Annotated in this window: 12 protein-coding genes and 2 rRNA genes; 7 read left to right on the top strand and 7 right to left on the bottom strand. The window is 43.3% G+C overall.

Annotation, left to right across the window (positions count from 1 at the left end; translation table 11 throughout):
- Positions 1-128: ribosomal RNA gene (locus KHQ79_RS19500) — 23S ribosomal RNA — on the top strand; the annotation flags it as partial.
- A 54-nt stretch (positions 129-182) separates the two neighbouring features.
- Positions 183-298, top strand: a 5S ribosomal RNA gene (gene rrf, locus KHQ79_RS19495).
- 37 nt (positions 299-335) lie between these two features.
- Here the strand turns inward: rrf and KHQ79_RS19490 are convergent.
- Positions 336-1,559 carry an MFS transporter gene (locus KHQ79_RS19490; protein ID WP_148982966.1) on the bottom strand — a complete coding sequence of 408 codons (1,224 nt, stop codon included), beginning with the start codon at positions 1,557-1,559 and terminating at the stop codon, positions 336-338.
- Between the two features lie 271 nt (positions 1,560-1,830).
- Between KHQ79_RS19490 and KHQ79_RS19485 the strand changes: the two genes are divergently transcribed.
- From KHQ79_RS19485 to KHQ79_RS19465, 5 genes are all read left to right on the top strand, one after another.
- Entirely contained in the window at positions 1,831-3,099 is a 1,269-nt protein-coding gene (locus KHQ79_RS19485; RefSeq protein WP_003241495.1) for an aspartate aminotransferase family protein, read from the top strand.
- Positions 3,096-4,046 carry an inositol monophosphatase family protein gene (locus KHQ79_RS19480; RefSeq protein ID WP_225516628.1) on the top strand — a complete coding sequence of 317 codons (951 nt, stop codon included), beginning with the start codon at positions 3,096-3,098 and terminating at the stop codon, positions 4,044-4,046. Before KHQ79_RS19485 ends, KHQ79_RS19480 begins: the two co-directional genes overlap by 4 nt.
- Positions 4,021-5,067 (top strand): zinc-dependent alcohol dehydrogenase, encoded by a 1,047-nt coding sequence (locus KHQ79_RS19475; RefSeq protein WP_225516627.1) that lies wholly within the window; start codon positions 4,021-4,023, stop codon positions 5,065-5,067. The genes KHQ79_RS19480 and KHQ79_RS19475 overlap by 26 nt, the downstream gene beginning before the upstream one ends.
- A gap of 240 nt (positions 5,068-5,307) precedes the next feature.
- Positions 5,308-6,744, top strand: coding sequence for a SulP family inorganic anion transporter (locus tag KHQ79_RS19470; RefSeq protein WP_003241487.1), 1,437 nt, complete (start codon positions 5,308-5,310; stop codon positions 6,742-6,744).
- Between the two features lie 145 nt (positions 6,745-6,889).
- Positions 6,890-7,810, top strand: coding sequence for a bile acid:sodium symporter family protein (locus KHQ79_RS19465; RefSeq protein WP_080030901.1), 921 nt, complete (start codon positions 6,890-6,892; stop codon positions 7,808-7,810).
- Between the two features lie 10 nt (positions 7,811-7,820).
- Here KHQ79_RS19465 and KHQ79_RS19460 read toward each other — a convergent pair whose 3' ends face one another.
- The 6 genes from KHQ79_RS19460 to KHQ79_RS19435 form a co-directional block, all read right to left on the bottom strand.
- Entirely contained in the window at positions 7,821-8,573 is a 753-nt protein-coding gene (locus KHQ79_RS19460; RefSeq protein ID WP_225516626.1) for an alpha/beta hydrolase, read from the bottom strand.
- Complete coding sequence (gene feuC, locus KHQ79_RS19455; RefSeq protein ID WP_019257297.1) at positions 8,570-9,580, bottom strand: iron ABC transporter permease FeuC; 1,011 nt, start codon at positions 9,578-9,580, stop codon at positions 8,570-8,572. The genes KHQ79_RS19460 and feuC overlap by 4 nt, the downstream gene beginning before the upstream one ends.
- A complete protein-coding gene (locus KHQ79_RS19450; RefSeq protein ID WP_060397805.1) occupies positions 9,573-10,577 on the bottom strand; it encodes a FecCD family ABC transporter permease in 1,005 nt (334 codons plus the stop codon). Before KHQ79_RS19450 ends, feuC begins: the two co-directional genes overlap by 8 nt.
- Positions 10,578-10,595: 18 nt before the next feature.
- Positions 10,596-11,549, bottom strand: a complete 954-nt coding sequence (gene feuA, locus KHQ79_RS19445; protein WP_060397806.1) for an iron ABC transporter substrate-binding protein FeuA — start codon at positions 11,547-11,549, stop codon at positions 10,596-10,598.
- 90 nt (positions 11,550-11,639) lie between these two features.
- The gene (gene btr, locus KHQ79_RS19440; protein WP_225516625.1) at positions 11,640-13,229 is read right to left on the bottom strand and encodes a bacillibactin transport transcriptional regulator Btr; all 1,590 of its coding nucleotides are present in this window, start codon (positions 13,227-13,229) and stop codon (positions 11,640-11,642) included.
- 188 nt (positions 13,230-13,417) lie between these two features.
- A complete protein-coding gene (locus KHQ79_RS19435) occupies positions 13,418-14,662 on the bottom strand; it encodes an exo-beta-N-acetylmuramidase NamZ family protein (protein WP_225516623.1) in 1,245 nt (414 codons plus the stop codon).
- Positions 14,663-14,669: the final 7 nt, after the last annotated feature.

Genomic DNA, 14,669 nt, shown 5'->3' with positions numbered 1-14,669 from the left:
CTCAAGATGAGATTTCCCATTCCGCAAGGAAGTAAGATCCCTGAAAGATGATCAGGTTGATAGGTCTGAGGTGGAAGTGTGGCGACACATGGAGCTGACAGATACTAATCGATCGAGGACTTAACCACATTTTGAATGATGTCACACCTGTTATCTAGTTTTGAGAGAACACTCTCAATTTGTTTGGTGGCGATAGCGAAGAGGTCACACCCGTTCCCATACCGAACACGGAAGTTAAGCTCTTCAGCGCCGATGGTAGTCGGGGGTTTCCCCCTGTGAGAGTAGGACGCCGCCAAGCAAGGTAAAACCCAGCTCATTGAGCTGGGTTTTTTGTTTTATATCTGTACTGATTTGCTTTCTTCAGTATTCATTTTATCGAGCTTTCTGCTTTTCAAGTTCTCTAATATTTTTAATACTAATACAATCCCCAGCATGATCAACATGAGAGTCGTAAATAACCAAAATGCAGTTTGTACGGGGAACTCATCTAGACTCCATCCGACTGCGATTGGAAGGATAGAACCGCCTAATCCATTGGCAGCGAGCAGCATGCTTGTCGTTTGTTCTGTTTTTCCAGGGTAGAATTGATTGGTGATAATTAAAGCAATGGCAAACATACCAGCCATAAATAACCCTAAAAAGAAACACAGAACAAACCCTGCAAAAGCCGTATTACTAATTGCTAAAATACAAAGTGAAATGAGGCCGCCGATGTTAATCAGCCTTAGATAACGATGATAGGTTAGTTTTTCGGAAACCGGGCCAGTCAGTAGACGGCCAATGATCATGCCGATCCAATATATTGTTACCGTCAATGTTGCTAAGGAGTTAGAGATCTCCCACTTTTCAGCGAAGATGGAAGGGATAAAGTGAACAATCGATACTTCACTGCCTCCATAAAAAAAGAAGTAAGCAGCTGCTAAAGAAATAAACAGTAAGCCATGTTTTCGAAAACTGATAGGTGCTTGTTGTTTACCATTGCCCGAAGTGTTTGTTTGACGGATGAGCAAATCGTCTAAACTGCCAAAACTCATTCGGCTCCAAACAAGCATCAAAAGAAATGAACTTAACCCCAATACAAGAAAGGCCAATGCCCATACATTATTGCTGATTAAGAAACCAGACAGCAACGGCATGAAAAGGGCTCCTAAACCGTACGCTACTTCCATCTTACTCATGGCAATTGCTTGTTTTTCTTTAATTGCTGTTAGGATAATTGTTCCTACACAAGATTCTACGAGTCCGGCGCCAAGTCCAGCCATACTGACAAGAAGAAAAAGCAGAGGCCATGGAGGAAGGAAATAAATAAACAATTCGCAGCTGATCATGGCAAGTCCAATAACAACTACTTTTCTTCGGCCCAACCTCTTTACTGCATAAGGCATCCCCAGTACACCAATTAAAAACCCCATAAATTGCGAAAATACTAATACTCCGCCGTTACTGTAGCTTTGTGCGTAATGGGAAAGCAACTCCGGCAGGACAGCACCAAGGATAACGAGAGTAAAGGCGATTGATCCGTAAGATAAACATCCAATCCACAGTAAACGAGTTTTCATTCATTAATCTCCTTTAATAAAAATAATACTCACCTAGGATTTACATAATAGGACTGGTAGTAAAAATAAGCTTTTTACTCTGTTTGTATTTAGTTTTTTTACAATAAACCCATTTATTTCTATCATAACATATGAAGTTTGAATAGAAACCCCCCATGCAAACGTTAACAAATAGTTAACAATTTTTACTATTTATCTAGTTGACATTAATTTCTAGAATTTATACGATGATTAACGAGTTTTACATATTTTATGAATAGGGGTGTTGGTAGTGGGGACTAAAGAAATTACGAATCCAGACAGTTTGTATTACAAAGTGGATGACGTTGTCATGGAAAGAGGTGAAGGCATCTATTTGTACGATTCAGAGGGCAATGAGTATATTGATTGTGCCTCTGCTACTTTCAACTTAAATTTAGGTTATACCAATAAAGAAGTTATTGATACAGTCAAAGAACAGGCTGACCAGCTGATACACGTCACTTCTTCCTACCAAACCAACGCCGTTAATAAACTAGCTGAAAAACTTGTAGAAATCTCCCCCGACAATCTCACTAAAGTTCACCCTAAGGTTAGCAGCGGCTCTGCTGCGAATGAAGGAGCTATTAAAATGGCTCAAAACTATTCTGGAAAAACAGATGTCATTTCTTTATTCCGAAGCCACCTTGGCCAAACGTATATGATGTCTGCGTTATCCGGAAATTCATTTCGAAGAGAGCCATTCCCCCCTCAGTTTTCTTTTGGCTTACAGGTACCTGACCCCTATTGCAATCGTTGTTTTTACAATCAGAAGCCAGATTCATGCGGAATGCTTTGTGTAGAAAGAATTAATGATTTTATTGAATATGCGAGTAACGGAAAAATTGCCGCGATGATTATTGAACCGATTTCCGGTAACGGAGGAAACATCGTTCCGCCTAAGGAGTACTTTAAGCAATTAAGAAAGCTCTGTGATGAGCATGATATTGCACTTATTTTTGATGAAATTCAAACCGGATTCGGTCGGACAGGCAAGATGTTTGCCGCTGATTACTTTGATGTGAAACCGAATATGATGACTGTTGCAAAAGGATTGGGAGGCACGGGATTCCAGGTTGCCGCCACCCTCACAGAAGAAAAATACATGGGATTAGCCGGCCACAATCACTCATTTACTTATGGATCGAACGTGATGGCCTCGGCAGCTGCTTGTAAGACAATCGAAATCATGCAGCGGCCGGGCTTCTTAGAAAATGTAACAACTGTCGGGAATTACATTATGGATTCCTTAGAGCACATGAAGAAAGAATTCACATTTATTGCTGACGTCAGAGGCGTAGGTTTGATGATCGGTGTTGAAATTGTAAAAGAGAATAATGAGCCTGATGTAGAGCTGACCAATTACATTGCGAAACGGGCTATGGATTATGGGTTAATTTTACGGACTTCCCGTTATGGATTCGGAAATGTATTTAAAATCCGTCCGCCTCTCACGATTACACTTAGTGAGGCTGAGGTGCTTTGTTTCAAACTTCGTAAGCTATTGGAGGATATCAAGTGAAAGAATATATTATAGAGCTTGGAACATTTGTTTATGAAGAAGTGAAGGGACAGAAAGGAACACTGAAAAACCGGTTAGTTAATGGGTATTCCCCAGGCGGAGATGCACAGTTTAACATTGATGCCGCTGCCGAGAATGCAGTGCTGGAATATGTGAAAAGCAAAGCGGAGTCAGTTGCGTTTTATACGGAAGATGGCGGCCTGAAGGTATTTGGGGACAATCCTCAATATATTTTGATCGTTGATCCGATTGACGGCACCCGCCCGGCAGCTGCAGGACTTGAAATGTCTTGTATCTCTATCGCATTAGCTGCATACAAGCCTGATGCAAAGATTAAGGATATTGAATTTGCTTTTCTGCTTGAGCTGAAAACAGGTGCGTATATGTACGCGGATGTTTATTCTGAAGGGATTTATTATGAAGGCTATCGTGGCACCCTGCCAAATCTGAGCAAAGTGACAGACATTAAACATATGTTCTGGAGCCTTGAGTTTAATGGGCATCCCGCGCACCTGATGATTGATGCGTACGGTCATTTGATTGATCAGTCAGCGAATAATGGCGGCGTATTTGTTTTCAATAGCGCTTCTTATTCAATCTCCAGGATTATTACAGGGCAGATGGATGCCTATGTGGATATCGGCAATCGTTTATTAAAAGATGATCCTGCGCTGCTGAAAGATTTTCAGGATGTGGGGAATGGGCAGGTCCTGCATCTGTTTCCATATGATATTGCCGCAAGTGTGTTTTTGGCGAAAAAAGCAGGTGTTGTGATTACTGATGCGTATGGAAAGTCCTTGGATGATACACTTCTGACGGATCTTAGCTACAATAACCAGCAGTCATGCATCGCTGCATCAACGAAGGAGCTGCATCAGAAGCTGCTGGATCAAATTCGCTGGGACAGAAAGGAAGAGACATATGAAAGCGTTGGTCTGGACTCCTAATGATCGGCTTGAAATGCAAGAAGTAGAAGAACCTCAAATCAAAAAAATGAACGATGTGAAAGTTAAAATATACGGGACAGGCATCTGCGGAACGGATTTAAATGTTCTAAAAGGAAAGATGCATGCGACTCACAATATGATCCTAGGCCACGAATCTGTGGGAGTGGTGACAGAAACAGGGCCTGATGTTAAAAACGTCAAGCCTGGTGATCGCGTGGTAATTGATCCGACTCAGTTTTGCGGGAAGTGTTATTATTGCCGGAAAGGTTTAACTTGTTATTGTGAAACGTTTGAAGACTGGCAGCTGGGATTAGGGGCGCATGGCACTTTTGCCGATTATTACGTAGGCGAGGACCGTTTTATGTATAAAATCCCGGACAATATGGATTGGGAACGAGCCACTTTAATTGAGCCGCTTTCCTGTGTATTAAATGTGATAGAGCGGGCTGCAATAAAACCTGACGATTCTGTACTTGTATTAGGGTCAGGGCCGATTGGGCTGCTTGTTCAAATAATGGTGAAAAAACTATCAAGGCTGACCGTTGCGACCGAGATCGGAGAGTATCGGTCAGAAGCGGCACGCCGGATATCTGACTATGTTTATCACCCGCAGGATTTAACGGCAGATGAGGTCAGGCGGATAAACCAAGGAAGAACATTTGATGTGATCTTTGACGCGATCGGCAATCAGCTTGATTGGGCATATCCGTTAATTGACAAGGGCGGAAGGCTTGTGCCCATGGGATTTGATGATACGTATGAGATGAAAATCAGGCCTTTCCAGCTGCTTTCCAATGGCGTGACGATTGTTGGAACCGGAGAGGCTCGACAAATCATGGAGGATGCGGTATCATGTGCCGCGGACATGCCTCAGCTTTCTGAACTGATTACGGAGAAAACCCCGCTTGAGAACTATGAGGCTGCCATCCAGGAATTGATGGGCATAGATCCGTTGTCAAATGAGAGAAAAGATATTGCCGCAGTTAAAACGATTCTTGTTTCCCATCCGGATATGATATAATGCAGCGAAATGGCTCAAACTTAGTTTGAGCCATATTTTTCTTCAGCATTCACCTTGCGTATTTGAATAAAATTTAATATGATACTCTTTGTATAATAACTCCTTGCCTCAATACAATATACTCAACGTTTCCCCTTTTTCTCCGATCGTTTTCCTTTTCATTTTCTCCCGTAAAATAAAGAAAGCTCCCAATACAACAGATACGGTGCGGATTTATTTTTTAAAAAGGAGTCGTTATATTTGAATAATAGTTTTACATTAAAGCAGCAATGGTTCGGAAATATCCGAAAAGACATTCTTGCTGGCATTTTAGTTGCATTAGCGTTAATACCTGAAGCGATTGGCTTTTCTATTATAGCCGGTGTTGATCCGATGGTCGGTCTTTACGCTTCATTTTGTATAGCCATTATTATTTCTATTTTTGGTGGCAGACCAGGCATGATTTCAGCTGCTACTGGCTCAATGGCGGTCGTTATGGTGTCGCTGGTTGCTGATCATGGGCTTCAGTATTTATTTGCGGCTACGATTTTGACAGGAATCATTCAGGTGATTTTAGGCATCAGTAAAATAGCGAGATTAATGAAATTCATCCCGCGTTCTGTGATGATCGGGTTTGTAAATGCGCTGGCGATCCTTATCTTCTCTGCGCAGCTCCCTCAGTTTGAAGGTGCTTCTTGGAGCATGTATGCGATGCTTGCCGGGTCGTTGGTTATTATTTATGTGCTGCCGAGATTTACGACTGCGGTTCCGTCTCCGCTTGTCGCGATTATTGTGATGACGATTATTGCGGTCACTTTCCATGTGGATGTGCGGACGGTCGGGGATATGGGGAATATTTCTAGTTCATTGCCTCATTTCTTAATCCCGGATGTTCCGTTTACCTTTGAAACACTGCAAATCATTTTTCCTTATTCCATCGCTTTAGCGTTTGTCGGGTTGCTAGAATCTTTACTGACAGCACAGATTATTGATGAGATGACGGATACGGATAGTGATAAAAACAAAGAGAGCCGTGGACAGGGAATTGCGAATATCGTGACCGGGTTCTTTGGCGGTATGGCTGGCTGCGCTATGATCGGACAATCTGTCATTAATACGAAAGCGGGCGGACGAGGACGCTTGTCAGCATTTGTTGCCGGTGCATTTCTGATGTTTTTAATTGCGGTGTTAAGTCAGGTTGTAGTGAAAATCCCGATGGCTGCGTTAGTGGCTGTTATGGTGATGGTTTCTGTCGGCACATTTGATTGGTCTTCTATAAAAGGCCTTAAAAAAGCGCCGCTCACCGACTCGATTGTCATGGTTGTGACTGTGATGACGGTTGTTGTGACGGATGACTTATCTAAAGGCGTATTCGTCGGCGTTCTCTTAAGTGCCGTATTCTTTGTGGCAAAAATCTCGAAGCTGAAAATTGTTTCACATGCAGAGGATCAAAAGCTGAGAACGTATCAAGTGAAGGGGCAAATCTTTTTTGCGTCAGTGACTGATCTTACGAATGCGTTTATTTATCAAGAGGATATTGAACGGGTCGTGATTGACTTAACTGAATCTCACGTTTGGGATGATTCAGGAGCGGCAGCGCTTGATAAGATTGTTGCGAAATTTAAAGAACAAGGCATTGAAGCTGAGTTAAAAGGTTTGAACAATGCGAGTAAAGCCCTTATGAAACAGATGACATAAAATAGGGAAGTCCAGATGAACGAGATCTGGGCTTTTTTATATAACATACGGTTGAACAGCATTGATATAATAGAGAGAAGAGAAATTTTAAATAGGGGACTTGCATATGATGCTTCAGAAGCTGAACCGTGTATTGGGGAGAGTGATGCCGCTTTTAACGCCGACTAGTGTGGTGCTGGGCGTGCTGCTGTCTCAGTTTTTAAATGGGTATGAATGGGCTGTGCCTTGGATCTTTGCTTTTATTACGTTTGCAGGCAGTTTGAGTGCTAACTTTCAATCTTTGAGACACGCATTGTCTCATCCTCTACCTATGATTCTTGCACTATTTGTTCTTCATATTTTTATGCCGCTTTTTGCTTGGGGCAGCGGCCATCTTATTTTTAAAGGCGATCCTTTGACGATCACCGGTTTAACATTGGCTGTTGTGATTCCTACGGGGATTACAAGCTTGATTTGGGCAGCGATGTACAAAGGGAATGTCGGTTTGACGCTTTCAATTATCTTAGTTGATACTGTGCTGTCACCGCTAATCGTACCGCTGAGCCTTTCATTGCTTGCCGGCGCTCAGGTTCATATGGATGTGTGGGGCATGATGAAAGGGCTGATTGTGATGGTCGTGATTCCTTCTTTTCTGGGCATGCTGTTTAATCAGCTGTCATCTCCAGAAAGAACGGCATCTGTGAGCAGTGCGCTGTCTCCTTTTTCAAAGCTTTGCCTGATGGCAGTGATTGCGATTAACAGTTCAGCGATTGCCCCTTATTTCAAAGCGGTTGATTTGAGATTTGTAGGTATAGCTATGACGGTTTTCTTTATCGCGTTAACAGGCTATGCCGCTGCTTGGCTGATCGGAAAAATGATGAAAAGGCGCCAAGAGGAAATTGTCTCTCTCATTTTTACGGGAGGCATGAGAAATATCAGTGCCGGCGCAGTTCTTGCCGTTACGTTCTTCCCGTCTCAGGTTGCCGTTCCCGTTGTCATCGGCATGCTGTTTCAGCAGATACTGGCTGCTTTGTTTGGCTATATGCTGAATCGCTTTGAATTAAAACCTGTATTGCAGAAAGCATGAAAAAAACCGCTCATAGGGTTGAGCGGTTTTTTCCGTATAGCCATTTGAGCGCGATGATGAACTGTTTGCAGAAGTACTTGCGGTGGTGCACCGCCCCTTTTTCAATTGAAAGACACAGTTGCTCTTCAGTGAAGCCTTTTTCTTTTAAACTTTGGTGCACTTGTTTTGTATTCTGCAGCATATTCCGCTGAATGGATTGTTTCTCACGGCCTTCGTCACTGCCGACAGACATAAAAATACGTGAAGTGCCGGGCTTTAAAGAAGATAAATGAACGGTTTCCGGTGCGTTCTCGTACCAGTATGAACCTGAGATAGAGCCTATTTTTCCAAACACCGACGGGTACTTTAATAAGGCGAACATTGAGATGAGGCCGCCTAATGAGGCACCGATCATTCCTCTTGACTGCGGTTCCCTGGTGACGTTCCAGTTTTCTTCGATAAGCGGAATGAACTGGTTCGTTATATCAGACAGATAGTGATATCCCATTCCGCCGAAGTCCGGGAACCGATCACTAAGTGATGCAGCCGGCCAAGGCGTGTATTCATTTAGCCGGTTTTCGGGATCGATACCGATCAGCACGAGTTCAGGCAGCCTTCGCTGTTGAAATGCGCTTTCTAATAATTCGATTTGGTCTTGAAACAAAGAACTGCCATCCTGTACGTAAACAGCAGGAAATGCCCTGCTGCCTGGACTGTAGGAAGAAGGGAGGTACAGCGTGAACCTCCTTTTCCCGGCTTTATGCTCTGAAAGGGATCCGTTCAAGCATTCTCCCCCTTTTTTTGCTTAAAAAGCAGATATAAGAAATAAGGAACACCGAGGATCGCCAAAATGATGCCTGCGGGCACTTCCGCGGGCTGGAAAAACAGTTTTCCGGCAAAGTCTGCGCTTATTACAAGCAGCATGCCGATTAAACCGCTCAGTGGCAGGATGTAGCGGTGTTCGACACCAGCCAGTCTCCGTGAAATATGGGGAGCAATTAAGCCGACAAACGCCATGCTTCCCGCTACGGAGACACAGGCGCTGATGATTGCTACACAGGCAACGAGCAGGATGGTTTTTTCTTTATTTGATGAAATACCGAGGCTTCGGACTGTGTCTTCATCAAAACGAATGGTGTCGAGCAAGCGGGACTTGGCGATAAGAATCGGTATAAACAGCAGCATCCATGGGAGAACGGCTGTGATGTACGTCCAGTTGGCAGACCAGATGCTTCCGTTTTTCCACACCATGGCCATTTGATAGTCTTGCGGGTCCATTTTTAATGATAAAAACAAAGACAGTGCGCTGAATCCTGAATTGATCGCGATTCCTACCAAAATAATTCTTCCTGAATCTAAATTGCCTCTGTGCCATGCAAATATGTAAATCAGGATCGCCGCAATCAGTCCGCCTATCAATCCGAAAAAAGGCATTCCCATCGCTGCAGCAATGGATGTCACTTCTTTCTGACCCTGGAACAAGAGCATGAATGCAACAATCCCGGCTCCCGCCCCTGCGTTGATTCCGAGAATTCCCGGGTCTGCAAGTCCGTTTCGTGTGATGGCCTGGATGACCGCGCCTGCAATGCCAAGACCGAGCCCGATAATGGCTGCCATGACGACCCGCGGCAGTCTTAAATCGAACAGCAAAATTTCATACTGCGGATTCGGATCGATCTGAAAAAGAGTGGAGAGCAGCTCAGCCGGACGAACAGAAAATGATCCGCTCGTTAAGCTGAAATAGCTGACAACGAGAATCAAAGCGATGAACACGGCATATTTTTTAGCCATTTTGCTCCCCTCCTTTTCGTTTAATCAAATAAAGGAAGAAAGGCACGCCGATAATGGATGTCACGACTTCAATCGGTGTTTCAAACGGATAATTGATAAATCTGCTTGCGAGATCACACAGGGTTAAAAAGATTCCGCCCAAAATGCAGGAACACGGAATCAGCCTGCTGTAATCGGAGCCAACGAGAAATCTCGTGATATGTGGAACAACCAATCCGACAAACGCTATTTTTCCGGCCAGCGCTACAGCACTGCCGGTTAAAATGATGACTGAAAGCATCGCCATGATTTTAATGGTTTTTTTCTTTTGCCCCAAACTTTTAGAAATGTCGTCACCTAATGATACAGCGGTCACCTTTTTGCTGAGAGAAATAGCCATTACGATGCCAATCAGGAAAAACGGAGCGGCTAGCTTCAGGAAATCAGGACTCATTTGATGAAGTCTGGCGCTGTACCAGAAACTGAGATCTTGTGAGATTTGAAAATAAATCGACATGGCCGCTGATAAACTGCTGAGCAGCATGCTTGTGACTGTGCCGATGATGGCAAGCTGCACGGGGGTAAACCCGTTAGGCATCATGGCGGCAAGGCTGAATACTAACACAGCTCCTAACGCTGAGCCGATAAAAGAGTAAATGATCATTTCAAACGAAGACGATTGCGGGAGCAAAACCATACAAAGCGTGATGATAAACGCGGAACCATCTGAAACGCCCATAATGGAGGGCGAAGCTAAATAATTGCGCGTTATGCCTTGCATAAGCGCTCCAGAAACAGCAAGGGCTGCCCCTATGAGCAGAGCGCCGGCAGCCCTTGGAATCCGGGAATGCCATATAATTTGATGGTCTGTGTTTCCCGGATCAAAATGAATAAGAGATGTAAAAACAATATCTGTGCTAAGATGCTTTGCGCCATATAGGATTGAAAGCATCAGCGACAGTGCAATAGCAAATGGAGAAGTAATCAATATGATACGTGTCCACTGTTTTGAATACATAAAAAAACCTACTCTGAATTAGTTTTGTGTCAATTTTTCAGAAGCCGCTTTCAGGAAGCGGACTTTGCTCCAAGCTGTGCCGCCTTGTGCGAGAGGATCTACTGAGTTGACGTACACATGATCTTCTTTGACTGCTTTAAGGCTTTTCCAGATTGGATTTTTCTCTAAATCTTTTAATGCTTCAGGTTTGTCTGCATTTTCATCATCAGAAAATTGGACGAAGATATGGTCAGGATTCATTTCACTTAATTTTTCTAATGAAATCAGCTCTTGCGCTTTTGCAGCTTTTACTTCATTCGGCGCTTTAAGGCCTAAATCACCATAAAGTGTGGAGTTGAAGTACACCTGTTCAGGGTAAATGTAAATGTTGCCTTGTCTGATTCTGATGACAAGCGCTTTTGAATCTTTTGCTTTTTCATTGATTTTTGTTTTTGTTTCTTTTAGATCTTGTTCATAGTCTGCGATGATTTTTTTCGCCTTTTTCTCTTTTCCAGTCAGCTGGGCAAGCAGCATCATGTTTTCTTTCCAGTTTGAAGAGATGTGAGAAACTGGGATCGTCGTGCCGGCTGTGCTTATTTTTTGCAGTGTTTTTTCCGGGAATTTTGTTGAAGCAAGGATGACGTCTGGCTTCATTTCAAGAATCTTTTCAATGTTTGGCTCCATTTTTTCTCCGGTTGCTTCGGCTTTATCAGTGATGTCTTTGAACATTTCAGGGAATTTGCCGGAGAATGAAATCGCGCCTTGCGGATGAACGTCAAGCAGTTTCGCGTCTTCCATCGATTCAACGCTTCCCGTAATGGCAATTTTGTCTGTCGGTACAGTTACTTCATATGTTTTATCAAGGTATTCAATTTTCTTCTTCTCAGATGCTGTGCCGCTTGCCTTGCTGGCAGTCGATTCGTTTTTGCTGCCGCAAGCTGCCGCCGTAAGCGCGAGAAGCAAGATTAATAAGGTAAGAGATATCTTTTTCATCTATAGAGCCTCCTGTTCAATTGATAACTATTATCAATTGGAATTATAGAGAATGAACAGATATAACACCATGGACAAATTCCATATTTATCATGGACTATCACCGGATAGTAAAGAAATCGTTTGCTGAACGATCCGTTCGTGCCCGCAAGCTGAGTATTCATTCCACGGGTCAAAGGATAGAAGATAAACACGGTTATTCCGCACCACGCTTAGGTTTTGCCACGCTTCTGTCTGCTGCAATTGCTGGTAATAAGCAATGGTTTCAGGCTCTTTAAATAGAAAAAGCATCATGCAGTCAGCTTGGCAATTTGCGATATTTTCTAACGAAATCGCTTGCTCTGAAGGCGTGTCTGCCGTTTTTGCCGAGCGAAATCCTAAATCTCCAAAGAAGACTTCGCGGACGCTTCGATTATGTGCCAGGTAAAAGTCTTGCTTATGCAGCCTTAAAAAGAGAAAACGCAGCCCTTCGGCGTGCTGAAGTGTTCTTTTGGCGGCCGCCGTCTGCTGGTCATAAGCCGCGAGCCACTTTTCTGCTTCGGTCTCTTCTTTTAAGAATGAAGCTGTTTGCAGAAAGTGAGTTCTCCAACTCTCTTCTGAAGGAAGATAAATCACTTCTGCAATGCGATTCAGGCGATTTTGTTCTTCAGAGGTAATAGAATCCATGCTCAAAATCACATCTGGTTCAGCTTGAGATAACGTGTGCAGGTTTTCTTTCCACTTTTCATTAAACCGATATGCGCTGAGCTGGACGGGGATATCTGTCGAATAATGCTGATAATAGTAAGACGTCCATTTTGGATGCAGCGCGGCCGCAAACGGTATGTGATGAAGAGGGATGAGATGTCCCATTGTGCCCCTTCCATATGCGGCAATTTTTTTTTGGCGTTTTTTCATATAGCTTGTAGGTGAACAGCCTGTATGTTTTTTAAAGATTCTGCTGAAATAAAATTCATCTTGATAGCCGGTTTGATGAGCGATTTCTTTCAATTTGCAATTTGATCTTGCCATGAGCCGTTTTGCTCTGGTGATTCGCGTTTTTGTGATAAATTCTGTTACGCTTTGACCTGTCCATTTTTTAAAGGTTTCGCTGTAGTGTTTGGCGCTGATTCCTGCCATTTGCGACAGCTGGGCAAGTGTAATTTTTGTATCGGCATGGGTTTCGATGTATTGTTTTGTTTTTTCGATTGCTGAATGTGTATCCGTCTGGTCAGCTGAACTGGCAGTGAAGAGGTCATAAATCAGGCTTTGTACTTCAATCACACATTTTAGCTGTGAAAGCTGAGACGATTCATTCCATAGCGCTGCAAGCTCTTGAAGCCGAGCTGTAAGGTTTTCGATATGTGAAACATTCACAAGCTTCAGTTTGGCTAATTCCGTTTCTGTACATGGTATTAAGATATCTTGCCCGGTTTCCTTTATGTAGCTTTGAAGCCTGATCAGACAGGCATCTATATGTCCTTCGGCTGCGGGCGTAAAGCCGAAGGTCTCGTGAGGCGGACAAACATAAAGTGTCCTTTTTTGCAGAGGACTGATGTTTGTTCCGATCGAAATATGGCCGTTTCCTTTTAAATGAAAGATCAGCACGTATGAATCGGTTAATTGCTGTTCTGAGAAGAGATCACTTGTTTTTTTCAGATATTCAATTTGTATGGGATGATAAATCACTGTATTTTGCAAGAGTAGACCACCTTTTCAGAAACATTCAATTGATAATCATTTTCAATAAGATTGTACCAAATAAATGAAAGTTTTCCTATATAAAGCGGGTGGTTTTTTGTCATGAAAAAACCCTTACTCAGATGTGAAAGTAAGGGTCTTTTGTTCGGTAAGAATATGTTACACGTGTAACATACGATGTTTACGTCTTAATAGATGACATATTTTTTTCTTGTTTTGCTGAATTGTTGGAGTGGTTTTTCATAGCTGTCAATGATGTCTTCAATAGAAGCGCCGTTTTTAATTTTTGTCCTGATCCAGCCGTTGCCTGCCAGTTTATCAAATGAATCTGTTGATAGGAACTCAAAATCCTCAGGATAGAGGTCGTGTATTGTTTTAATGAGTGACAGACCTGTTTTTACTGCTTCAAACTTTTCTCTGTCTGTCACATAGAGCTGCACACCGTGGCAAAGCGTTCCTTGATGTTTAGAAAACGTCGGCGTAAAGGAAGCCGCCCTGAATGTCACGCCCGGCAGATTAAGGCTGTTTAATGCTTCTTCAAGTTCTGTGCTTTTGATAAAGGGAGCCCCAATCAATTCGAATGGCTTTGTCGTTCCCCGCCCTTCGGATATATTCGTTCCTTCAATCAGCCCGGTTGCGGGATAAACAAATGTGCTCTCCACCGTCGGCATGTTAGGTGAAGGGAGGACGAAAGGCAGTCTGGTGTCGTCAAAATCCATTTTTCGTTTCCAGTGTTTCATTTTCACCACTGTCAGATCTGCATCAATGTCAAATTCCTTGTTGAATAGTAAAGCCAATTCGCCTATGGTCATTCCGTGCTTTAACGGAATGGGATACAGTCCGACAAATGAGGCGTACTCAGGCTCTAAGATCGGTCCTTCAATATGTTTCCCGCCTTGAGGATTCGGGCGGTCCAGCACCATAAAAGGAATGCCGTTTTCTTTAGCGGCCTCCATTGCGTATGCCATTGTATAAATGTACGTGTAGTAACGGGTCCCGACATCCTGAATGTCAAACATAAGAACATCGACATTTTTCAGCATCTCTGGAGTCGGTTTCTTCGTTTTTCCGTAGAGGCTGTATACAGGAATCCCGGTTTTTTCGTCAATGTAAGAGCCTACTTCGTCTCCCGCCTGAGCGTCGCCGCGAACGCCGTGCTCAGGACCGAATAAAGCTGTCAGCTTGATATCAGGGTTCTCGTAAAGAATATCGACACTGCTTTTCAGAGATGGGTTTACGCCGGTTGGGTTGGTGATCAATCCAATTCGTTTTCCTTTGAGCTGCTTTTTATAATCCGGGAAAAGCGTGTCTATGCCGGTCTGGACTTTAGGTTTTTTAGCCGTTTGATTCCTGGAATCGGGTGATGCTGAGGCAGCTGTTATCGTTCCGAACATCATGAGACCTGTAAGAAAAGCGAATATTGTTTTTCGCATGTGCCCC

Source organism: Bacillus sp. TSO22, assembly GCF_020223595.1.
Lineage (GTDB): Bacteria > Bacillota > Bacilli > Bacillales > Bacillaceae > Bacillus > Bacillus inaquosorum.
This window is presented reverse-complemented; position numbering and strand designations above follow the sequence as displayed.

Bases quoted from the DNA above. Each gene is read 5' to 3' on its own strand.
- KHQ79_RS19490 (WP_148982966.1), bottom strand. From the start codon at position 1,559: ATGAAAACTCGTTTACTGTGGATTGGATGTTTATCTTACGGATCAATC.
- KHQ79_RS19475 (WP_225516627.1), top strand. From the start codon at position 4,021: ATGAAAGCGTTGGTCTGGACTCCTAATGATCGGCTTGAAATGCAAGAA.
- feuA (WP_060397806.1), bottom strand. From the start codon at position 11,549: ATGAAAAAGATATCTCTTACCTTATTAATCTTGCTTCTCGCGCTTACG.
- feuC (WP_019257297.1), bottom strand. From the start codon at position 9,580: ATGGCTAAAAAATATGCCGTGTTCATCGCTTTGATTCTCGTTGTCAGC.
- KHQ79_RS19435 (WP_225516623.1), bottom strand. From the start codon at position 14,662: ATGCGAAAAACAATATTCGCTTTTCTTACAGGTCTCATGATGTTCGGA.
- KHQ79_RS19465 (WP_080030901.1), top strand. From the start codon at position 6,890: ATGCCGCTTTTAACGCCGACTAGTGTGGTGCTGGGCGTGCTGCTGTCT.
- KHQ79_RS19450 (WP_060397805.1), bottom strand. From the start codon at position 10,577: ATGTATTCAAAACAGTGGACACGTATCATATTGATTACTTCTCCATTT.